Origin of the sequence: Pseudoalteromonas xiamenensis (assembly GCF_017638925.1) — a bacterium.
GTDB classification, from domain to species: Bacteria; Pseudomonadota; Gammaproteobacteria; order Enterobacterales; family Alteromonadaceae; genus Pseudoalteromonas; species Pseudoalteromonas xiamenensis.
In genome coordinates this window covers 132,402-154,703 of the sequence record NZ_CP072133.1, presented here as the reverse complement: position 1 = coordinate 154,703, position 22,302 = coordinate 132,402, and the positions used below count along the sequence as shown (strand labels likewise).

Below are 22,302 nucleotides of genomic sequence, written 5' to 3'. Positions count from 1 at the left end.
TTTGCCAATCGCTAAAATCATAATGCCAGTGCAATGTTTTATAAAGAATTAAACAACGAATTACACCAGCAACAACTCTTGTGTTTGGAAGACCCACATACTCTTGCGTTAATGCAAACGGTCGCGCTCATCGTTGAGCCTATAAAACAGTCGCAACTGATTAAGATATTCGAATTCTTCATTGATACAGGTTTTGCTCAAAGCACGTCGACGCCCGCTGTCATTGAGAAAAAATCAGAATTGCTAAAACACTCGTGTATACGTGTTACTGAGCATGGTATAGAAGCACAGGCGCACGCTGCTAATATCGCCATAGCAAAATTAAATGAAGCGCAGTTAAGACGCTTACAATTCGCTATTATCGACGCGCAAGACGCCTATATACTCAGTCCAAGTGACGCAAGAGATGCCCTTTTTGTTTTACTTCTACAAGAAGACGCAAAGTACGTTAACTACTTCACAGCATCTAAAGACCCACAGCTAATTCCATCTGAACACTTGCCCATTCTGCACTCTCGCTATTTTGCTCCGTTTTGCCTTGATTCCTTTCTAGCATTGCCAAATTATATGCAATATCAGGCATTTGCTACGGATTTCAAAACGCGTCTTCGAGCTGGGCTAAATGTGCGCGACACCTATGATAATCTTTGTCATGCACTTATTCACAATGCCAGCAATACTCCATTGCGTCTATTGCAGGCCGAGTTATGTATTTATCTGCTTGAACTGGATGAATTTGAACTCGTTCACGGGAAACTTGGTGATACTTCGTGAATTTCAGCAAATCGAAGGCATGTATCGTTTTAATTGTGGTGAGTTTGAAAAGGCATTTGAGTCTTTCGAAAAAGCACTTTCAGCAAAGCAAAAATATGGTAGAAAAAAGTATCCGTTTTTCGATGAAATCCCCGCGCTTTGTTATTTACTCACTCTTGTTTCATTGAAAGACAAACCAGAATACGACAGTTTTTCTAAACTATTTTCTTTCGTCGAAAGCCTTCGCCAAAACCGAAATCAATGCTCCAATTTTTTATACAGCGCCTTACTTTTTGAGGCGATTGCTAAATACATCCAAAACAATGCGGTATTTGATTCCGCTAAAATTGAATTTCAGCATTTAAGCAAACAAGACCCTTTTTATAGTTTAGTTTTGAAATGGGTTTCGCAACTCGGTGTTGCATGGACAGATTCAACTGCCAAAGTGAATTTCGTCGTTTTAAGGCAACTTGAGCAGCAATTTGACGCTCTAGGCTTTTCGTTGCTCGCAAATTGGTGTGTCGCGCAATCTAAAAATCACAACACTGTGACACCGATGAAATTGATTGCTGTTAAGCCAAGCTGGGAACAGGCATTGGATAAACTTGTGGCACTAAACACGCGTCAAGTTGACTCCATACCAGATTTGCATGCTGATAAACGGATATTGTGGCAACTCAATAAAACGCGTTACACCGTTAAAATTAAGGCCTTTGAACAAACCCGTTCAGAAGACAGTTGGAAGACACAAAGCGAAATACCGTTGTCTAAATTGAAAGAGACGCCACATTTGTTTCGCTATTTGACTGCGCGTGATAAAAAGGTCTGCGCGGCTATTCAACGCGTTGTCGCCTCCAGCTATACTGAACCATACATCTTAGAGGGATTGAAACCACTTAAAGCCCTCTTGGGTGCTCAGAATGTCCAGATGATTAATGCCCAAACAGAGCCCTCGGCTTTGCTGGATACGTCACCTGTGCTACTTGTTCACGAGTACGGCGATACAATTACGCTGCAGGTCAGCCCTCTCCCTGAATTTAACTTTGCCGGTGAAATCTACAGTTTATTGAGCGATGAGAATATTGAACTCGTTGTGTTCGAAAAAGAACATTTGTCAATTTTAGAAATCGTTGGCGAACTCGGTTTATCCATTCCAAGTGCCCACAAAGACAAGGTGTTAGAATCGATCAAAGCCATTTCGCCTTTATTAAACATTGAATCGAATTTACCAGATATTCAATCTTCAGAATTGTTGATAAAGGCGAACAGTGAACTAGTCATCAATATTAAACCCTATCGACACGGCCTCAGTTTTCAATGTGTCGTCATGCCATTTGGTGAACAAGGTCCGAGTTTCGTGCCTGGCATTGGCGCTGAGTTTATTTCAACAAAAATTCAACATGAAAATTTAGCCACGACGAGAGACCTCGTGCTTGAGCAAACAATACTTGATGATTTGGATGTGCTCTGTCCTGCATTTAAAGATATGCAAGCGAATACGTTACATCTACCCGAGTTGTCAGATGCGCTAAGTGTTCTTGAAACCCTTGAAACAGCGCTGAAGAAAAATGACACGCCTATGCTTCGCTTACAGTGGCTGCGAGGCAAGTCGCTTACTGTTTCGGCCCCATTGCAGACGCATCAGCTCCAACTCGGTTTGTATAAGAAAAATGACTGGTTTGATTTATCTGGTGAACTGCAAATCGATGAAAAAACGGTCATTTCGATTAAACCATTGCTTGGGCTGATTAACGCTCATCAAGGACGCTTTATCCCCCTTGAAAACGGCGATATCCTTAATCTATCCCAAGCACTGCGTGATAAGTTAGACGAGTTAAATCACGTTACCGACGAGGGCCATTTTTCTAAATTTGCCGCAAGACTTGTTTACGACTCCACAACCGGACTTCGCATGCAAACGGTTCCGGGTTGGGACGAACTAAAAGACAAACTCAGTGAAGCAAATGAACTCGAGTTATCTATTGCTCATAACCTTGAAGCGACATTACGTCCATATCAAATTGAAGGGGTATTTTGAGCATCTTAGACTATCACATTGGGGGGCGGGAGCCTGTTTAGCCGATGACATGGGACTTGGCAAAACCCTCCAAGCAATCGCAATTTTGCTCGCCAGAGCGCACAGTGGACCAAGTCTTATTATTGCGCCCACGTCGGTATGCTTTAATTGGCAAAATGAACTGAAACGTTTTGCACCAACATTAAACGTCATCGCTCTAGGTCAAAAACAAGCCGGTGAAGATAGAACATCCGTTTTAGCCAACCTACAACCCTTTGATTGCGTTATCGTGAGTTACAGCTTATTGCAACGTCTATCCGACGAGCTTCAACAGACACGTTGGACAACGACCATAGCCGATGAAGCTCAGTTTCTTAAAAATCCGCTGTCGAGTCGTTCAAAAGCGGCTTATTCACTTAAGTCAGACTTTAAAATGGCGCTAACGGGAACGCCTATTGAAAACAACCTCACTGAATTATGGAGTATTTTTCGTTTTATCAACCCTGGGCTACTTGGCAATTTAAAGCGCTTTAACATACGCTTTTCGCTCCCCATTGAACGTAAAGAAGATGACCCTGTCGCTGCAAAAAAAGCGGCTGTCGGTCTTAAAGCACTATTAAGTCCTTTTTTACTAAGAAGAACAAAAGACGAAGTCTTAAAGGATCTGCCAGAAAAGACCGAAATTGATTTGCCCGTTGTGTTATCCGATGAAGAAATGGCCTTTTATGAATCACTTCGACAATCGGCAGTCGATGAGCTTTCTAAAACTGCGTTAGTGCAAAATCCGGGGGAGCAGCGCTTACGCATGCTGGCTGAACTCGTTAAATTGCGCCAAGCCTGTTGCGATTCACGTTTACTCATTGAACACAGTGTGCTGCCACAAAGTAAACTCAATACGCTGCTTGAACTGGTTAAGTCACTGCGAGAAAGCAACCATAGAGTGCTTATATTCAGTCAATTCGTTGGATTCTTGAGGTTGATACAGCAAGCTTTTGATGCGCAACACCTCTCCTATCAATATTTGGATGGTAGTACTCCGACAGAAACAAGACAAAGTCGCATCGCTGCGTTTCAACAAGGCGAAGGAGATGCATTTTTGATAAGTCTCAAGGCAGGTGGTTTTGGACTGAATCTTACGCAAGCCGATTATGTTATTCATATGGATCCATGGTGGAACCCTGCAGCACAAGATCAAGCTACCGACCGAGTGCACCGGATAGGTCAAACCAAACCGGTCACCGTATATAGATTGTTTGCGCAACATACTGTTGAAGAACGTATTCTAGAATTACATGAAAAGAAACGAGAACTTGCAACACACCTGTTGGCTGACACCGATATGGTGCAACCCACAGACGTGAACGAAGTGCTTACCATGCTAAAAGAAGTGTTTTAACTGAACAGATCTATTGGCCATTTTATTGTCAGCCAATTCCTTTACTCGGTCATGATACTCGTCATGCCAGCGCTACTAATTGTTACGCGAGTTATCAGCCATTACTGTACTATACATCTTGGCTCGTTTTCTATCTCGCCACTGTTGTTTAATTAGTGCCCACAGCGGATGTACATTGGGTTGAACAGCCCGTTGCTTGCTCAGTTGATTCAATTGATATTTGACCCGAGCCATGTTAGCAAGTGACGCCATAACTTTATTCTTCCAAGTAATATTTGGGAGATTCGGTGTAACCATGTCACCTTGCTGCCACTTGTTTGGCAATTTGGGATCAAGAGCCAAAGCCGTCGCTATACCAACCAAGTCAATGTTGCTCTCCATTACGTGGTCCGCCACCTGCTTTCGTTTTATGCCACCCGTTACCATCAGTGGCATTTTTGCTACACGCTTGATTTGTTTCGCGAATTCAAGGAAATATGCTTCTCGAGCAAGGGTTTGTCCATCTCGAGACTGTCCTTGCATGGCTGGAGCTTCGTAACTACCGCCCGATAATTCAACTAAATCGACATTTAGGTCGTTTAACCATTTTACGACTTGCTTCGCGTCTTCAGTTGTAAATCCGCCTCGTTGAAAATCCGCTGAGTTTAGCTTTACTGCGACCGCAAAACTTGGCCCTACATTCGCTCTCACTTGCTTTACGACTTCAATTAATAGTCGCGCTCGATTGGCGAGATCACCACCCCATTTATCTTGTCGCTGATTGGTTTTAGGGGATAAAAACTGGCTAAGCAGATAACCATGCGCAGCATGAATTTCTACACCGTCAAAACCCGCTTGCTGTGCCAAGTTGGCCGTTTGAACGAATCGTGAAAGCACATCGTGTATGTCAGCTTCAGTCATTTCGTAGGGGACACCAAAATGCTTGGACAGCTTTCCTAAATCCATCTCAATGGCTGAAGGAGCTAAGGTTTTTTGCCCAAGGCTTGCTGGCATTTGTCGACCTGGGTGGTTAATCTGCAACCAGAATTGTGCGCCGTTAGACTTCCCGATTTTTGCCCAATGCGCAAACTTTTCTAATTGCTTTTCACTGTCTAAAACTACGCCACCTGGGCCTGTCATCGCCCTATTATCAATCATAACATTGCCGGAAATGATTAAACCACTGCCACCTTGAGTCCCAAGCTCTATACAGATTAAACAATTCAGTCGAAGGCAATTTATTTTCATCGGCTAAGTTTTCCTCCATTGCAGCTTTTGCAATGCGATTTTTAATGACCGTACCATTCGGTAACGTAAAAGGTGTAAAGAGCATTATAGCGTTCTCCAAATCTTCATTAACGCTACCATAAGCTTAAAGATAGCTTTAAGGTCAACCGATTTTTTCAAAAGGGGTTAATCGTAAAGCGAAAGATGTTGGTCCAGAAAATAAAGATTCATGCCCACAAGGTTATCAGTGTCGTCGAATTCAACTTGGCGCAAGTTTTTTCATGCTTTGCCTGCATTGCTTAAAATACAGATTAAAACGAGTGGAACTAAAGATTTGTATCAGATAATGAAGAAAACCCAGATCAAACTAGGACTCTAAACAGAAAACAGGCATTGATTCGACAACTTTGTCAGGACTTTCGAAAACTCAAACATTGATAAAAATATAAAAGTGAGGCGTTACCACCTCACCTTCATTGTCGATTAGTCAGCTAAACTAACTTGGCATTGGTAAGTATTGTCACCAACTGAGAAACTACCTTTACCATTCCATTCGTTATCAACTGCAAAACTTGCTGTAAATGGTGCTAGGTAACTGCCAATAGCAGGTGGTGGGAAAGAAACAACAGCCTGCCCTGTTACAGCAGCTACTTTTGTAACACCATTTAAGCCTGTTGCATGCATATGACCCGATGCGCTTGACGTAAATGTTGGAGAGTGTTGCGTACCTTCTTGAATCGCACCATTTGCACGACCGTTTAATGAACCAGTCACAGGATCTACTGCAAGCTGAAGTACCATTGATCCACTACCTACTAGACCTGTTTTATATTGCAGTTTGACGAGATATAGGCTTTCTGTAGACATTTTAATCATCCTTTAAACTTTGCTGAAATCAGGGAAGTGAGCTAATCGGATTTTAGTTACACCGATTTTCTTCACTTTTAATCGTTATTCGCCACAACAGTGATTATCTGCATGGCGAACAAAGCAAAGATTAGGAGACAAAATGACATTCACCCATTACAGTCTATTACATCGGGTTTCATAAACATGAAGCTTCAAAAACGATAAAAAAATAACGTTACAGTTACCATGATCTTAGCGGAATTTCACTGTTTCAAAGAGTTCGGCAATCAAGGTCGGTGTTCTTTTTTGACTCGGGTTTCGTTTTTTTAATTATGTTTAACAATTGAAAAGCGTTTATCCGCAAATGAGAACGGTGCTAAGAACAACTAAAGGTGGCGATGAAACTCACCACCTTAGTCTACATGACTAACGAATGACCGTACCAAATATTTTGTCGCCAGCATCCCCTAACCCAGGCACGATATAGCCTTTTTCATTAAGATGGCTATCAAGTGCTGCGGTGTAAATATCAACATCAGGGTGCGCCTTCAATGTGGCTTCAACGCCTTCCGGCGCTCGCGACCAGCACGATTGCTTTAATGTGTGTACAACCTGCTTTTTTCAACATGTCTATTGTCGCTATCATCGACCCACCTGTCGCGAGCATTGGGTCAACCACTAAGCTAAGACGCGCTTCTATATTGCCAACCAATTTCTCAAAATACGGGATCGGTTCGAGCGTTTCTTCGTTCCTTTCAAGCCCTACAACGCTTACTTTAGCCGCAGGAATAAGGCTCAATACGCCATCTAACATGCCTAGACCTGCTCGAAGGATCGGCACAACGGTAATTTTCTTACCTTTAATGTGGTTAACATCGATTTGAGTGCCTTCCCAGCCTGTGATTTGCATTGTTTCAAGTGGAAGATCTTTGGTTGCTTCGTAAGTCAGCAAGGTGCCGACTTCTGCTACAATTTCGCGAAAACTCTTTGTACTTATCCCCTGCTCGCGAAGAAGCGCGACTTTATGCTGTACAAGCGGATGAGAAACGATCTGAAGTGCCATGATAGATCCTTGTTGTCATTCAATTTTCGATATTGTAGCGTGTAAAAATGAAAAAAGCCCTTTACGGGCTTTCTAATTCAAAATTAATTACAACACGTCAAAGTCGTGTCGTTATTTGCGACTGCGCTGTGCTTCTTTTTGCGCTATCTTTTGTTCACGGCGCTCTTGAAGTGCTAGTTGTGCATCATGACCGATGTGTCCTTCACCACGTTTCTCAGCAAGTTTAATTTGCTTTTGACGTTCAGCGAAACGAGCACGTTGTTCTTCTGTCACTTCATCATGACAATGGTGACAAGAGATTCCTTCTTCGTACTCAGGACGCAATTTATCTTCTTCTGTGATTGGCAAACGGCAACCGTGACATTGGTCGTAAGACCCTTTTTCTAAATCATGATTAACTGCCACGCGGTTATCGAAAACAAAGCATTCGCCTTCCCACATCGTTTCTTCTTTCGGCACTTCTTCGAGGTATTTCAGAATACCACCTTCTAAATGGTAAACTTCATCGAAACCCTGCTCTTTCATGTAGGCTGTTGACTTTTCGCAACGGATCCCACCTGTACAGAACATCGCGACTTTCTTGTGCTTGCTTGGGTCTAAATTCTCTTTTGCCCACTGAGGAAACTCACGGAAAGTTTTAGTCTTTGGATCAATCGCGTTTTTAAACGTACCGATCTCGATTTCATAGTCGTTACGCGTATCAACAAGGACAACATCAGGATCGGAAATCAGTGCATTCCAATCTTGTGGTTTTACGTATGTGCCAACTACGTTTAACGGATCGATACCTTCAACGCCAAGCGTAACAATTTCTTTTTTCAACTTCACTTTTGTGCGGTAAAACGGGCATTCCTCATCAAATGACTCTTTGAAGACGATATTATCAAGACCCGGTTGGCTGTTTAACCAAGCCAACAATGCGTCAATACCTTCACGTTTTCCGGCAACAGTACCGTTTATACCTTCAGAGGCAAGGAGTAATGTTCCACGCACTTCATTTTGTTCCATTATCGTTTGAAGTGGTTCACGGATTTCTTTGAAATTTGGCAGTGACACAAATTTGTACATTGCGCACACAACAAAAGGAGCAGACATAGTATTTCCTAGAATTAAGCTTACTTGCCTGTGTTTAAGCACGACACAGACACAAAAACCGAATCGCAAATCCGGCGCCAAGCGCGCATTATACTTGGCTTTTCAATTATTACAAAAATACATTAATCCGCTTTGGGCATTTCGCTTGATTTGCTATAATGGTGTGTTTTTAGAATTTTGATTTCTTGGAGTATTCCTTTGCTTTTTACCGAATTAGGCATTGATAGCCGTCTTGCCAAGCAGCTTTCTCATCAAGGAATTGTCGAGCCAACTGAAATTCAGTCGCTTGCGATCCCAACTGCACTAGCAGGACACGACCTTTTTGCTCAGTCAAAAACTGGTTCGGGTAAAACACTCGCTTTTCTACTTCCTGCAGTTCAACGAGTGATCAAACAAAGAGCTCTGAGTAAGCGCGACCCACGTGTGCTCATCGTAACGCCAACTCGCGAGCTTGCGAACCAGGTATATACGCAGTGCCGTTTGCTTATCGCCAGCCACACGCTTAGTGTGGTGAAAATTCTTGGCGGTGAAAACTTCAATGATCAAGTCAAGGCGTTAAACAAAGACCCACATTTTGTTATTGGTACACCTGGGCGAATCGCCGATCACATCAATCAGCGTTCTATGCAATTACAAGGCCTAGAGATGCTCGTTTTTGATGAAGCAGACCGTATGCTGGACTTAGGTTTTAAAGAGCAATTGGACGTTATAAACGATGCGGCCAATCACCGTTTGCGTCAAACGTTACTTTTCTCGGCAACGCTAGACCACGCTGAAGTGAATGCAACGTCACGCAATTTGTTGAAATCACCGAAAACAATCATGCTTAGTGATGCTCATGAAAAGCATGAAGACATTACACAAAAACTGTATTTAGCCGATCATTTAGATCACAAACACGATTTACTTTTTCACTTTATGAATTCAGAAAAAGTCGGTCAATGTATTATTTTTACGGCTACACGTGCTGATACCGCACGCCTTAGTGACATGCTCATTGAAAAAGGATTAAAAGCCACGGCGCTTGCAGGCGATATGCCACAGAATAAACGTCTAGAAATTATGGACGCTTTTAGTCGTGGGCTTTACAAAGTCCTTGTCACAACCGATGTTGCTTCACGCGGATTAGATTTATTGTCCGTCACTCACGTAATCAATTTCGATTTGCCTAAACACGCAGAGGAATACGTGCATCGCATTGGACGTACAGGTCGAGCGGGTTTTAAAGGTACGGCTATTTCTCTTGTGGGTCCAAAAGATTGGAAGAGCTATCTTGCAATTCAGTCTTACCTTAAAGACGGGCTTACTTTTGATATCGTTGAAGGGTTAGAAGGCAAATTTAAAGGGTTTAGAGAGCAAAAACCAAAAGCGCCTAGCAAACCAAAAGTAACTAAAACGACAGCAAAACCAAGTGGTAAAGCAGCGAATAAAACGCGTAAACCAAAAGCGCCTAGAAAACCGATTGCAGCACCTTTTGATGTCGATGGTGCAGCACCACTTCGCCGTAAACCTAAGCCAAACTTAGAGGAATAAGTCCATGTTAGGACAAATTGAGTTATTAACAATAGAAGAAATCAATGCTGAAGGTGCTTACCTCAATGGCGGGCAATTGGGCGATGTTTTTTTACCAAAAGCAGAATTAGCCGACCACCTTGAAGCGGGCGATCCTGTGCAAGTGTTTATCTATCTGGACAACGCTGGCCACCCTACCGCAACGACCAAAAAGCCAATTGCTAAAGTAGGTGAATTTGCACTGCTTCGCGTAAAAGAAATTACGACGGTCGGCGCGTTTATGGATAATGGCATTGCAAAAGATATTCTGGCGCCGTACAACGAACAAAAGCCAAAGATGCAAGATGGCCACAGTTATCTTGTGAGAATATACCTCGACAATGCGTCACAGCGTATTTGTGCATCAAGTAATTTGAAAAAATTTGTCGACAAGACACCACCTAATTATCAAAAATCGCAGCAAGTCGAGCTTATTGTTGCAGGGAAAACTGACATTGGCTATAAGGTGATTGTCAATGAAAGTCACTTCGGCGTCGTGTTCTTTAGCGATGTGTTTCAGCGTATGTATGTTGGCCAACGTCTTCCTGGTTTTATTAAAAACGTCCGTGAAGACGGTAAGCTAGATATTACGCTTGAAAAGCCAGGTATGGCAAAAATCGATGATTTGGGTGAAAAGATTCTACAAGCTTTAAAGGCAAATGGCGGGAAACTTCCACTAGGTGATAAAAGCGACCCTGAACTCATTAAAAAGCAGTTCCAAACGAGCAAAGCAAACTTCAAAAAGGCAATTGGAGGTTTGTTTAAACAAGGCCTTATCGATTTACAAGCCACCTCTATATCTTTGAAATAATGAAAAATGCCGCGATATCGCGGCATTTTTTCTTTTATTTTAGCAAATACACTATTCACATCTTACTTATTTGCGTAAAGCGCACCAATAACGTGTATCCCAATTAACCACCAAAGCGTCGTCATAAAAGTATGATGAAGTGATTGAATGTCGCTATATGAGCTCAAGTTTTTCTCTCCCCCTTCACTGAAGTGGATCCCGAACAAGTTAAAAGGGATGTCGATATTAGCAGCCATTAAGAAGCCTGTCGTTACGAGGCCGAACAGTGTTAACACCAGTCCAATCCGCACTGACGCAATAAACCTTGCATGGGTCGGATTCTCAATTGGCTTACGCACTTTGGAGTTGGGAAAGAAATAGTTAAACGCTAAGCGACTGAGCACCAACATTAGCACAATCATTGCAAGCAAAGCATGGTTCGAAACTGCTTCTTGCCGATGTAGTATTTGACCTTTAAGTCGATAATCCGTTATGTGAATTTGGGCATTCATGTTCAACACCATTATGATCACCAAAAATGCGCCAGCCCAATGCAGCAATCTATCTACTAGGTAACTCTTGTTCATTCCAATTCCCTTGATATAAATAAAATACTTCTTCTAGTATGTTCGCATCAATTTTAGTTCAATATTTTCTGAACGTTCAAGAAGGTAAATGTAAATTAATATGAATGTAATCGCGGTGAAAAGTGCTAATTTGAGTGTAATGTAGAGGACGTTACTTTGAAGGGTGTAAGTTCGCACCGATCAGTGCGAACTTAACGAATTGATTAGACCAACGATTCATTAATCGACTTAAGCGTTGCAACAGGATCTGCCGCTTGAGTAATTGGGCGACCAATTACTAAGTAATCGCTACCGGCTTCAATCGCCAATTTTGGTGTCATTATGCGTTTTTGGTCGCCAGCATCTGCACCAGCTGGACGAATGCCCGGTGTAATCAGTTTGAAATCGACACCCAATTCCGCTTTTAATGACGCTGCTTCTTGGGCAGAACAAACCACACCATCTAGACCTGCTTCTTTCGTCAATTTTGCTAAATACATCACTTGCTCAGCGGGTGATTTTTCAACACCAAGTCGTTTAAGTTGGGCTTCGTCCATACTAGTAAGTACGGTCACAGCAATAAGAAGTGGTGCTTTCTCTCCATAACTTTCTAACGCAGCTTTCGCTTTTTGCATCATTTCTAAACCACCTGATGCATGGACGTTAACCATCCACACGCCCAACTCGGCAGCAGCGGTAACTGCTTTGGCAACCGTATTTGGAATGTCGTGGAATTTTAAATCAAGGAAGACATCAAACCCCATCGCAACAAGTTGTTTTACAAACTCTGGGCCAAAGTAGGTGAACATTTCTTTTCCTACTTTTAAGCGACAAGTGTCAGGAGATAGTTGCTTAACAAAATCCAGTGCTGCTTCTTGATTGTCATAATCAAGGGCAATCACTACTTTTTTATTTAGATCTGATGACATGGTATACCTAATAAATAAACGTTTATCTCGACGCTAATAACCGTCAAGGCCTTTCGATGGAAGTATGGTTTCCCAGTGCTTACAAGACGGACATAACCAATAAAGCGTGTGACTACTAAAGCCGCAGTGTTGACATTGATACTCGTGCTTCGTCGCGATGTAGGACTTGACCAACTTATCAATCTGGGCCAACACTTCGGTCATGTTGCCTTGTTTTTCTCCGAGTAATTGTAACAGAAAACTGAATCCGCGTATTGATGGTTCTCGCTTTAGACTCGCTGTTAAGAACAGGATCGCCTTTTCGACTTCGCCATTTTTTACCAACACTTCGCAATATTTAATGCGAATTAAAACACCACCCTGACACAACAATTCTTCAATCAGTTCATCAAACTGTTCTTCAAGATTGAGTGACTTATAGCTGCTTTCAAGGTCTTCAATGAATAAGGGAACCGTGACCGGTTTAAATGTGGCTAGCTCACGCCAGTAATAAATCGACTTGACGAAGTCTTTTTGAATAAAGGCTTGTTTACCCAATTCATAGAGTGGTCGCATCGCTTTATATTTCAGTCGAAATGCTCGCTCAATGAGCTCCATGTTTTCTGATTCAATGCCCGCTTCGCAATAATAGTTTGCAATTGTCGCGAGCTGTTGTGGGCGAGTCACTAAATTACGATGTGCTTCGAACATATTGATGCCTTTTTGCCACTCTCGCATTTGAGAATACAACGAGAGCATTGGATCAATCGCTTCTTTGTGTTCGGATTTGATCAGAATTACAAGGTGTTCTTCCGCACTGTCTAACATGCCAGCCATTATATAATCGAGTGCCAGCTCTAGACGGTTTACAGCCAAATCGGCGTGTTCCAAGGCTGGTTGCTTTAACAACAATTCGTGAATTTTAATCGCGCGGTCTAATTCTCCACGCTTACGGAATAGCGACGCAAGCGTAAGATAATGCTCTACCGTATCCGCTGAGACTTCTAATAATTTAATGAGATGTTCAAGACCTTGATCTTCTTCTCTATCAAGTAAGTATTTAAGGCCTTTACTGTATTCTGATGTAATGATGCGATTTTGTTCATGAGCTTGGTTTTTAGCGCTATTTTTACCCATGATGTAACCATAGGCGGCTGCTACAGGGAGCAGTAAAAACAACAGCTCAAGCATATTAGTTTTCTACATCACTAATGGCGGAATTTTGTTTTTTATACCGATAATGCTGCCACTTTAATTTGGTAAAAAACACGCTAAACACAGCCAAACCAACGGCTATACCTAATATAAAGCAAATGCTCATTACCGCAGCTAAAGGAAGTGTACTGCTTGCTACAATGAAGTTTAACTTAACTAGGTGTGGGTTTTGAGTCCCAAGTATAAACGCTAGTATGATTAAACTAATTGCCACTCCCTTAATAATAATCCTTAGCAATGGTTACCTCGAACTTAACCACTGATGCTTTCGTTTACACGATCACGAAGCTCTTTACCTGGTTTGAAATGTGGTACGTGTTTACCATCTAATTCAACTGTATCGCCCGTCTTTGGGTTACGACCTGTTCTTGGTGCACGGTAGTGTAGAGAAAAACTACCAAAACCACGAATCTCTATACGCTCTGAAGCAGACAATGACCCTGCCATTAGCTCAAGAATCTCTTTTACTGCATTTTCCACGTCTTTCATAGGTACATGGGCATGCTGTTGTGCTAATTGTTCTATCAGTTCTGACTTTGTCATATATCATTTCCTTAAAACACAAAAAAGGAAGGGCTAAAGTGCCCTTCCATTTAGACTTGAAAAATTAGTCTTTTTGAGCGTTTTTGAAAGCTGCTGCCATAGCGTTTTCGAACTCTGGCTCGTCTTTCTTAAGCTTCTCAAGAACTTCTTTCTCTTCAGCTTCGAACATAGCTTTAACTGATAGGCTGATAGCACGGTTCTTACGGTCTACGCCCATGAATTTAGCTTCGATTTCGTCGCCTGCAGAAACAACAGTTGTTGCGTCTTCAACACGCTCTTGAGCGATGTCAGCTACACGGATGTAACCTTCAACACCTTCGCCAAGCTCAATCGTTGCGCCTTTAGCGTCAACTTCAGTCACTTTACCTTTAACAATAGCACCTTTTTTGTTTGCGTCTAGGTAGTTATTGAAAGGATCAGCTTCGATTTGCTTAACACCAAGAGAGATACGCTCACGCTCTGGATCTACTTGTAGAACGATAGCTGTGATTTCGTCGCCTTTCTTGAATTCACGTACTGCTTCTTCACCTGGAGTGTTCCAAGAGATGTCAGATAGGTGAACAAGACCGTCAATACCGCCGTCAAGACCGATGAAGATACCGAAGTCAGTGATTGACTTGATCTTACCAGTTACTTGGTCGCCTTTGTTGAATTGACGAGCAAACTCTTGCCATGGGTTAGGCTTACATTGTTTAAGACCTAGAGAAATACGACGACGTTCTTCGTCGATTTCAAGAACCATCACTTCTACAGTGTCACCAAGTGAAACAACTTTAGATGGGTGGATGTTCTTGTTAGTCCAATCCATTTCTGAAACGTGAACTAGACCTTCAACGCCTTCTTCGATTTCAACGAAACAGCCGTAGTCAGTTAGGTTAGTTACGCGACCAGTAAGTTTAGCACCTTCTGGGTAACGGCCAGCGATAGCTGCCCATGGATCTTCGCCAAGTTGCTTAAGACCTAGAGAAACGCGAGTTTTGTCTTTGTCAAACTTAAGAACTTTAACTAGGATTTCGTCACCAACATTTACGATTTCGCTTGGGTGCTTAACGCGTTTCCAAGCCATGTCAGTGATGTGTAGAAGGCCGTCAACACCGCCTAAATCTACGAACGCACCGTAGTCAGTAAGGTTCTTAACGATACCTTTAACTTCTTGACCTTCAACAAGGTTCTGAAGAAGTTCATCACGCTCTTGTGAGTTTTCAGACTCGATAACAGCACGACGAGAAACAACTACGTTGTTACGCTTTTGGTCAAGCTTGATTACTTTGAACTCAAGCTCTTTACCTTCTAGGTGAGCAGTGTCGCGAACTGGACGAACGTCTACTAGTGAACCAGGTAGGAACGCACGGATCGTGTCCACTTCAACAGTGAAACCGCCTTTAACTTTACCGTTGATAACACCGATAACAGTTTCTTGCTCTTCACATGCTTTCTCAAGACGAATCCAAGCTTCGTGACGCTTCGCTTTCTCACGAGAAAGGATAGTCTCACCGAAACCGTCTTCGATTGCGTCTAGTGCAACATCAACTTCGTCGCCAACAGCAACTTCAATCTCACCAGCAGCATTTTTGAATTGCTCAACAGGGATTGCACTTTCAGACTTAAGGCCAGCGTCAACTAGAACAACGTTGTTCTCGATTGAAATAACTACACCTTTTACGATTGAGCCTTGTTCTGCATCAAAACCCTTTAGGCTCTCTTCAAATAACTGCGCAAAATTTTCTGACATACTAAATACGTCTCTATAAAGTTAATTTACCAATTAGCAACCATGCTGCATGGGGTTATGAATAAAGCGTCAGCATCCTGCTAACACACAAAAAAATTCTATTTTAAACTTCCCTTAGGAAGCTTGCCTGACATTACGGCATCCGACAAAATCGATAAGACCCGGTCAAATACCTGTTCTGCATTAAGCTCAGTTGTATCAATCGTTATCGCATCATCCGCAGGCACGAGCGGTGCAACTTTACGATTCATATCGCGATCATCACGAGCTTTTATATCTTCAAGCAGACCACTAAGTGTAACATCTAAGCCTTTATCGTTCAACTCATTGAAGCGTCTTCTCGCTCTTTCTTCAGCGCTCGCCGTAAGATAGAGTTTTATTTCTGCGTCAGGGAAAACAACCGTTCCCATGTCTCTGCCGTCGGCGATAAGACCAACTTCAGAACGGAACGCTCTTTGACGACGCAAAAGTGCTTCACGAACTCGTGGTAAAGCAGCGACTTTTGAAGCTGCAGCGCCCACTTCTTCATTGCGAATGGTATTGCTGACGTCTTCGCCTTCTAATACTATTTTGGTTCTTTTTGTTGTGGCATCAATCAAAAACTGTACGTCTAAGTTTGCTGCTAAAGGCACAAGATCCGCTTCATTATCTAGGGCGATGTTATGATGAATCGCTGCAAGTGCAAGCACTCGATAGATTGCACCACTATCCAAAACATCCCAATTCAACTTTTCAGCTAACAAGCGACAAACAGTTCCTTTGCCAGATCCACTTGGGCCATCTACGGTGATCACGGGCATAGTTGCCTGCATTCAAACCTCCAAAAATGCTCACCTAATTTTCTGGGGCGATATTATACGTGAGTTTCTATATAAAAGCTGCTTGATGATGTAACTTTTTGTTAGAAAATCGCTTTTAGTCACCAATAACCTAGGTACATTCCTTTAACATCAAGCCTTTTGGTGGCAATGATAATTTCTAGATCTGAATTATTTTCTTACCATGAAAATGACCTTCTAGATTAACTTTTGACGCTTTTTCATACCAAGATTCAAACTGCTCAAGTGATAACTATAGCCGCCATCTGCTTTTTATTTATAGACCTCCCGTCTTATTTCTGATTGGGGGGATGAATTAAAAAGGCCGGTAAACCGGCCTTTTTTATCTAATCAACGCATCAAGCGTATTGATCAAATGGAGTCGAGAGTGAACTATTCACTAATACTTGATAGCACGTCAAAATACGTTGGGAACGTTTTCGCAGTACATTTAGGATCGTTAATAATAATCTCTTTGCCACCAACAGCGACCATGGAAAAACACATCGCGATGCGGTGGTCGTTATAAGTATCTATATCGACAACATTAAAGGTTTTAGGCGGTTCAATTTCAATAAAATCATGACCTTCAACGACCGTGGCCCCAACTTTACGAAGCTCAGTCGCCATCGCGTTTAACCGGTCAGTTTCCTTCACTCGCCAATTATAAATATTACGAATCGCTGTAGGCCCTTTCGCAAAGAGTGCAACCGTCGCAAGAGTCATCGCCGCGTCTGGAATAGCATTGGCATCAATGTCTACGCCCTTTAGTTCACCTTTACGGACGACGATACGATCATCATGCCAATCAATTTGAGCGCCGACCTGCTCCATTACATGAGCGAACCCAATGTCGCCTTGCACGCTTTTAGAGCCAACTCCACGGATCTCGATTTCGCCCCCAGCAATTGCCGCAGCCGCGACAAAATAAGAAGCGGAAGATGCATCACCTTCAACTAAAATTTCGCCAGGAGATTGGTATTGCTGATTGCCTTTAACACGGAACACTTGATAGTTTTCATTGTCCACGTCTACGCCAAATTGGCGCATGACGCCTAAGGTGATATCAATATATGGCTTAGAAACCAACTCACCTTTAATATGGATTTCGCTATCTCCTGCAAACAATGGCGCTGCCATTAACAGTGCGGTTAAAAATTGGCTAGAAATAGAACCATCAATCTCAACCTTGCCACCAGTCAAACGTTTACCCGCAATTTTGAGCGGTGGGTAATCCTTTGTTTTCAGATACGTAATATCGGCGCCTAGGTCACTGAGTGCATCAACTAAGTGGCCGATTGGACGCTCTTCCATTCGTGGCTCACCGACTAATGTAAATTCCCCCTGAGTTGTTGCAAGCACTGCCGTCAAAGGACGGTAAGCTGTTCCAGCGTTACCTAAAAATAGCTCATTAGAGGGCGTGTTTAGAACACCACCTTGCCCATTGACTAGTGCTTCCGTTTTTTCTTCATTCAACGTTACTGATACGCCCATTTGCTCTAGAGCGCCAAGCATATGACGAATATCATCACTATCAAGTAGGTTGGTAACTTTAGTTTGGCCTTTGCACAATGCCGCTAGCAATAGAATTCGGTTCGACAAGCTCTTTGAACCGGGTAGCGTGACAACTCCATTAACTTTGGAAATCGGTTGCAGTCGCAATTGCTCCATCAACTGTTCTCCTTGGCAAATTGTTCCATAAAGGCCACTAACGCTTGTACACCTTCAATAGGCATAGCGTTATATATACTAGCTCGCATACCACCAACGATACGATGTCCTTCTAGCGCAACCAGTCCAGCTTGCTCTGCTTGAGATAAAAAGGCTTCATTTAACGCATCGTCTTTTAGCCAAAATGGAACATTCATTAGCGAGCGACAGTGAACGGCAACCTTGTTGCTATAAAAATCAGATTGATCAATGTAGTCATACAAGATCTGCGCTTTTTCTCTATTTCGCGCTTCCATCTCTTTTACACCACCAATAGATTCTAAATATTTGAATACCTCCGCGGCCAAATACCATGCGAACGTCGGAGGCGTGTTGTACATACTGCCTTGCTGAGCTTCCAATGCATAGTCAAGGATCGATGGCTTTACTAATCCCTTTCGGGCTAACAACGTTTTCTTGATGATTACAATACAAAGACCCGATGGGCCGATGTTTTTCTGAGCGCCAGCGTAAATCAAATCAAAGTCATTGACATTGATTTCACGAGATAAAATGTTCGATGACATATCGGCCACAATCGGCGCTGTTGGATGTGAAGGGACGTCAAAAATCTCGATGCCATCGATTGTTTCATTAGGGCAATAATGAATAAATGACGCAGCTTCAGGTAATGTCCACTCTGAAACTGGCGTAATGCTAAATTTACCATCGACATCGTTACGAATGTCAATTCCTTGGGCTTCTAGGTATTTTGCCCCTTCGGATGTGGCGCCTTTAGACCAAATACCATTTTCAATGTAAACGCCAGGCAAGCCATCTTCGCTCAAGTTTAAAGGCACTGCAGCAAATTGGCCTCGACCGCCACCATGCATAAACAGCACTTCGTATTCGTCGGAGATGTTCATCAATCTGCGTAGGCTTGCTTCACATTCTTTCACCATCGCTAAAAATGGTTTAGAACGGTGGCTGACTTCCATCACTGAAACACCAAGTCCTTGCCAATCAAGAAACTCCTGCTGTGCCTTTTTCATTACATCTGGCGGTAACATCGCAGGGCCTGCGCAAAAATTATAAACGGTCATTATTTTCCTCATTCCTAATAGTGACTTTGTGGGTGGTTAGAAAAGTGGGTTCACTTCTCATTCCTGATTCAAAACACTAACTCATCATGAGTCACTCATTTTTGGACAAACAAATGACGCAAAGAGCCAGTGCACAAAACGAAAAAAGCGGCCGAAGCCGCTTTTAAAACTGGTTATTCCGGTGCTTGTTCTTCATTCACCGTTTCTGGTGCATCATCGACACCATCAACCTGTTCAATACCCTCATCAAACGGAAGGTCTTCAACCTCAATCTCATCGATACGTTGTAAACCAACTACTTGTTCGCCGTCAATAGTACGGATCAAAATAACACCTTGTGTATTTCGTCCTACAACCGAAACTTCGTTAACTCGAGTACGTACCAACGTGCCGCGATTCGAGATAAGCATGATTTCATCATTATCTAGAACCTGAACAGCACCAACAACTTTGCCGTTACGTTCAGACACTTTGATTGACACAACGCCTTGCGTTGCACGACCTTTAATTGGGTATTCTTCAAGTGGTGTACGTTTACCATAACCATTCTCGGTTACCGTCAAGATTGGGCCGTCGTTCTTCGGCACAATCAGTGAAACCACTTTTTGATCATCTGCTAATCGAATGCCACGTACACCCGTTGCAGTACGACCCATTGGTCTTACGCCTTTGAAAATAATTTCAGGGTTGCCATTTTCATCAAAAATTGGGTTGCCATCTTCATCTGTTGCTTGTGATTCTTCTGCTTCTTTAAAGCGAACCACTTTACCTGCATCCGAGAACAACATAATTTCTGAACTACCATCGGTGATATCTACACCAATGAGGCTATCGCCCTCTTTCAAGTTAATCGCAATGATACCGCTTGAGCGTTGACGAGAGTATTCAATGAGCGACGTCTTCTTAACCGTACCATCTGCCGTTGCCATGATTACGTATTTGTTTTCTTCATATTCACGAACAGGAAGAATAGCAGTAATACGTTCATCTGCTTCAAGTGGCAGTAGGTTAACAATTGGCTTACCGCGCGCAGTACGAGATGCAAGTGGTAGTTGATATACTTTCAACCAATACAAGCGACCCGAGGTTGAGAAGCAAAGAATGGTATCGTGCGTGTTCGCAACTAGCAGACGTTCGATAAAATCTTCGTCTTTCATTCGTGTTGCTGCTTTACCTTTACCACCACGACGTTGAGACTCATAGTCAGAAAGCGGTTGGTACTTCACATAACCTTCGTGAGAAAGCGTCACAACAACGTCTTCTTCAGTGATAAGGTCTTCTAGGCTGATGTCGTGTGCAGCTGCACTAATTTCAGTGCGACGACCATCACCGTAAGTCTCTTTGATTTCAACAAGTTCGTCACGGATTACTTCCATCAAACGCTCTGGTGAACTTAAGATGTAAAGCAATTCAGCGATCAGATCTAGCAACTCTTGGTATTCAGCAAGAATTTTCTCGTGCTCAAGACCAGTAAGCTTATGTAAACGCAAATCTAAGATAGCTTGTGCTTGTTGTTCAGAAAGGTAGTACATGCCATCACGGATACCAAGTTCTGGAGCTAACCAGTCTGGACGCGCGACGTTTTCTTCACCCGCTTTTTCAAGCATAGGACGAACAGTACCCAAGTCCCATGGACGTGAAACAAGTGAAATTTTAGCTTCACTTGGACTTGGCGACTTACGAATAAGTTCGATGATAGGGTCGATGTTTGCAAGTGCAATCGCCAAACCTTCAAGTGTATGGGCACGATCTCTTGCTTTACGTAAATCATACACTGTACGGCGTGTTACTACTTCTCGGCGGTGAATGATGAACGCTTCCAACATTTCTTTAATGTTGAACAATTTTGGTTGATTGTTAGCAAGCGCAACCATGTTGATACCAAACACAGTTTGCATTTGTGTTTGTGCATACAGGTTATTAAGTAGAACTTCGCCTACTTCGCCACGCTTAACTTCAATAACAATGCGCATACCGTCTTTGTCAGACTCATCACGTAGCGCACTGATGCCTTCAATTTTCTTTTCTTTAACTAACTCAGCAATCTTTTCAATGAGACGTGCTTTGTTAACTTGGTATGGGATCTCGTGAACGATAATCGTTTCACGGCCTGTTTTTTCATCGACCTCAATCTCTGCACGGGCACGAATGTAGATTTTGCCACGACCGGTTTTGTATGCATCGATAATGCCTTTCTTACCGTTAATAATTGCAGAGGTTGGGAAATCAGGCCCCGGAATGTAGTCGATGATTTCTTCGATCGTCATATCCGGATTTTGGATAAGAGCCAAACAACCATTGATAACTTCTGTTAAGTTGTGTGGAGGTATATTTGTTGCCATACCAACCGCAATACCAGAAGAACCGTTTACCAATAAGTTAGGCACTTTAGTTGGCAAAACATCTGGGATTTGCTCTGTGCCGTCGTAGTTTGGCACATAATCAACCGTTTCTTTTTCAAGGTCGGCAAGTAGCTCATGTGACAATTTCGACATACGGACTTCCGTATAACGCATTGCCGCAGCAGAGTCACCATCAACTGAACCGAAGTTACCTTGACCATCAACGAGCATATAACGCAACGAGAATGGCTGTGCCATACGTACGATTGTATCGTATACCGCACTATCACCATGAGGGTGATATTTACCGATTACATCACCTACAACACGTGCAGATTTTTTGTATGGTTTGTTCCAATCATTTTTAAGTTCATGCATCGCGAACAGTACGCGGCGGTGCACTGGCTTAAGACCATCACGAACATCAGGAAGTGCACGACCAACAATTACGCTCATTGCGTAATCTAGATACGAGTTCTTGAGTTCGTCTTCAATATTGACTGGCAGGATTTCATTGGCGAGATCAGACATTTGACTCTACTTTCCTTCAGTGTCACTCACTTTTGTGTCAAACTTGCGACTCGTGAGCATGTTATTATTAAAATATGCGAAGGCCATCGTATCATAAATTTAAAGAATTTACAGGCCGCAAAGTATGGGTTTTATAAAATACCCCCTTTAAAATGCGCTCAGATTAATCAGGAA

Annotated in this window: 17 protein-coding genes and 2 pseudogenes; 5 read left to right on the top strand and 14 right to left on the bottom strand. The window is 42.6% G+C overall.

Translation table 11 applies throughout. The features are described from left to right. Window positions 1–33 precede the first annotated feature (33 nt). The 3 genes from J5O05_RS00895 to J5O05_RS00885 are packed head-to-tail and all read left to right on the top strand — an operon-like array spanning window position 34 to window position 4,166. A complete protein-coding gene (locus J5O05_RS00895; RefSeq protein ID WP_208843197.1) occupies window positions 34–774 on the top strand; it encodes a hypothetical protein in 741 nt (246 codons plus the stop codon). Beyond that, a complete protein-coding gene (locus tag J5O05_RS00890) occupies window positions 761–2,791 on the top strand; it encodes a hypothetical protein (protein WP_208843196.1) in 2,031 nt (676 codons plus the stop codon). The genes J5O05_RS00895 and J5O05_RS00890 overlap by 14 nt, the downstream gene beginning before the upstream one ends. After that, window positions 2,718–4,166 (top strand): DEAD/DEAH box helicase, encoded by a 1,449-nt coding sequence (locus J5O05_RS00885; protein WP_244369722.1) that lies wholly within the window; start codon window positions 2,718–2,720, stop codon window positions 4,164–4,166. Before J5O05_RS00890 ends, J5O05_RS00885 begins: the two co-directional genes overlap by 74 nt. A gap of 75 nt (window positions 4,167–4,241) precedes the next feature. Here the strand turns inward: J5O05_RS00885 and J5O05_RS00880 are convergent. From J5O05_RS00880 to trhO, 4 genes and pseudogenes are all read right to left on the bottom strand, one after another. Next, window positions 4,242–5,478: pseudogene (locus J5O05_RS00880) on the bottom strand (NADH:flavin oxidoreductase/NADH oxidase family protein). Window positions 5,479–5,855: 377 nt separating this feature from the next. Continuing rightward, a complete protein-coding gene (locus J5O05_RS00875) occupies window positions 5,856–6,239 on the bottom strand; it encodes a DUF1842 domain-containing protein (protein WP_208843194.1) in 384 nt (127 codons plus the stop codon). 408 nt (window positions 6,240–6,647) lie between these two features. Then, window positions 6,648–7,284 (bottom strand): annotated as a pseudogene (gene upp, locus J5O05_RS00870) (uracil phosphoribosyltransferase). Between the two features lie 111 nt (window positions 7,285–7,395). After that, window positions 7,396–8,379 carry an oxygen-dependent tRNA uridine(34) hydroxylase TrhO gene (gene trhO, locus J5O05_RS00865; RefSeq protein WP_208843193.1) on the bottom strand — a complete coding sequence of 328 codons (984 nt, stop codon included), beginning with the start codon at window positions 8,377–8,379 and terminating at the stop codon, window positions 7,396–7,398. 198 nt (window positions 8,380–8,577) lie between these two features. Between trhO and J5O05_RS00860 the strand changes: the two genes are divergently transcribed. Together J5O05_RS00860 and J5O05_RS00855 are read left to right on the top strand one after the other, a co-directional pair. Beyond that, entirely contained in the window at window positions 8,578–9,912 is a 1,335-nt protein-coding gene (locus J5O05_RS00860) for a DEAD/DEAH box helicase (RefSeq protein WP_208843192.1), read from the top strand. 4 nt (window positions 9,913–9,916) lie between these two features. Next, window positions 9,917–10,741 carry a CvfB family protein gene (locus tag J5O05_RS00855; protein ID WP_208843191.1) on the top strand — a complete coding sequence of 275 codons (825 nt, stop codon included), beginning with the start codon at window positions 9,917–9,919 and terminating at the stop codon, window positions 10,739–10,741. Window positions 10,742–10,803: 62 nt separating this feature from the next. Here the strand turns inward: J5O05_RS00855 and J5O05_RS00850 are convergent, their stop codons facing one another. From J5O05_RS00850 to gyrA, 10 genes are all read right to left on the bottom strand, one after another. Beyond that, window positions 10,804–11,307: a cytochrome b/b6 domain-containing protein gene (locus tag J5O05_RS00850; RefSeq protein ID WP_208843190.1), complete on the bottom strand. Its 504-nt coding sequence runs from the start codon at window positions 11,305–11,307 to the stop codon at window positions 10,804–10,806. Between the two features lie 203 nt (window positions 11,308–11,510). After that, window positions 11,511–12,215 (bottom strand): orotidine-5'-phosphate decarboxylase, encoded by a 705-nt coding sequence (pyrF, locus tag J5O05_RS00845; protein WP_208843189.1) that lies wholly within the window; start codon window positions 12,213–12,215, stop codon window positions 11,511–11,513. Between the two features lie 33 nt (window positions 12,216–12,248). Then, entirely contained in the window at window positions 12,249–13,385 is a 1,137-nt protein-coding gene (locus J5O05_RS00840; protein ID WP_208843188.1) for a lipopolysaccharide assembly protein LapB, read from the bottom strand. A gap of 1 nt (window position 13,386) precedes the next feature. Then, complete coding sequence (locus J5O05_RS00835; RefSeq protein WP_244369718.1) at window positions 13,387–13,647, bottom strand: lipopolysaccharide assembly protein LapA domain-containing protein; 261 nt, start codon at window positions 13,645–13,647, stop codon at window positions 13,387–13,389. A gap of 14 nt (window positions 13,648–13,661) precedes the next feature. Continuing rightward, entirely contained in the window at window positions 13,662–13,952 is a 291-nt protein-coding gene (gene ihfB / locus J5O05_RS00830; RefSeq protein ID WP_208843186.1) for an integration host factor subunit beta, read from the bottom strand. Between the two features lie 64 nt (window positions 13,953–14,016). Continuing rightward, a complete protein-coding gene (rpsA, locus tag J5O05_RS00825; protein WP_208843185.1) occupies window positions 14,017–15,684 on the bottom strand; it encodes a 30S ribosomal protein S1 in 1,668 nt (555 codons plus the stop codon). 98 nt (window positions 15,685–15,782) lie between these two features. Further along, window positions 15,783–16,496 carry a (d)CMP kinase gene (gene cmk, locus J5O05_RS00820; RefSeq protein WP_208843184.1) on the bottom strand — a complete coding sequence of 238 codons (714 nt, stop codon included), beginning with the start codon at window positions 16,494–16,496 and terminating at the stop codon, window positions 15,783–15,785. 399 nt (window positions 16,497–16,895) lie between these two features. After that, a complete protein-coding gene (gene aroA / locus J5O05_RS00815) occupies window positions 16,896–18,173 on the bottom strand; it encodes a 3-phosphoshikimate 1-carboxyvinyltransferase (RefSeq protein WP_208844436.1) in 1,278 nt (425 codons plus the stop codon). After that, window positions 18,173–19,255: a 3-phosphoserine/phosphohydroxythreonine transaminase gene (serC, locus tag J5O05_RS00810; protein WP_208843183.1), complete on the bottom strand. Its 1,083-nt coding sequence runs from the start codon at window positions 19,253–19,255 to the stop codon at window positions 18,173–18,175. Before serC ends, aroA begins: the two co-directional genes overlap by 1 nt. Window positions 19,256–19,428: 173 nt before the next feature. After that, a complete protein-coding gene (gene gyrA, locus J5O05_RS00805; RefSeq protein ID WP_208843182.1) occupies window positions 19,429–22,128 on the bottom strand; it encodes a DNA topoisomerase (ATP-hydrolyzing) subunit A in 2,700 nt (899 codons plus the stop codon). Window positions 22,129–22,302: the final 174 nt, after the last annotated feature.

Excerpts from the sequence above, each read along its gene's own strand:
- J5O05_RS00895 (WP_208843197.1), top strand. The coding sequence starts at position 34 with ATGTTTTATAAAGAATTAAACAACGAATTACACCAGCAACAACTCTTG.
- J5O05_RS00885 (WP_244369722.1), top strand. The coding sequence starts at position 2,718 with ATGAACTCGAGTTATCTATTGCTCATAACCTTGAAGCGACATTACGTC.
- J5O05_RS00875 (WP_208843194.1), bottom strand. The coding sequence starts at position 6,239 with ATGTCTACAGAAAGCCTATATCTCGTCAAACTGCAATATAAAACAGGT.
- trhO (WP_208843193.1), bottom strand. The coding sequence starts at position 8,379 with ATGTCTGCTCCTTTTGTTGTGTGCGCAATGTACAAATTTGTGTCACTG.
- J5O05_RS00855 (WP_208843191.1), top strand. The coding sequence starts at position 9,917 with ATGTTAGGACAAATTGAGTTATTAACAATAGAAGAAATCAATGCTGAA.
- J5O05_RS00850 (WP_208843190.1), bottom strand. The coding sequence starts at position 11,307 with ATGAACAAGAGTTACCTAGTAGATAGATTGCTGCATTGGGCTGGCGCA.
- pyrF (WP_208843189.1), bottom strand. The coding sequence starts at position 12,215 with ATGTCATCAGATCTAAATAAAAAAGTAGTGATTGCCCTTGATTATGAC.
- J5O05_RS00840 (WP_208843188.1), bottom strand. The coding sequence starts at position 13,385 with ATGCTTGAGCTGTTGTTTTTACTGCTCCCTGTAGCAGCCGCCTATGGT.
- ihfB (WP_208843186.1), bottom strand. The coding sequence starts at position 13,952 with ATGACAAAGTCAGAACTGATAGAACAATTAGCACAACAGCATGCCCAT.
- rpsA (WP_208843185.1), bottom strand. The coding sequence starts at position 15,684 with ATGTCAGAAAATTTTGCGCAGTTATTTGAAGAGAGCCTAAAGGGTTTT.
- cmk (WP_208843184.1), bottom strand. The coding sequence starts at position 16,496 with ATGCAGGCAACTATGCCCGTGATCACCGTAGATGGCCCAAGTGGATCT.
- aroA (WP_208844436.1), bottom strand. The coding sequence starts at position 18,173 with ATGGAGCAATTGCGACTGCAACCGATTTCCAAAGTTAATGGAGTTGTC.
- serC (WP_208843183.1), bottom strand. The coding sequence starts at position 19,255 with ATGACCGTTTATAATTTTTGCGCAGGCCCTGCGATGTTACCGCCAGAT.
- gyrA (WP_208843182.1), bottom strand. The coding sequence starts at position 22,128 with ATGTCTGATCTCGCCAATGAAATCCTGCCAGTCAATATTGAAGACGAA.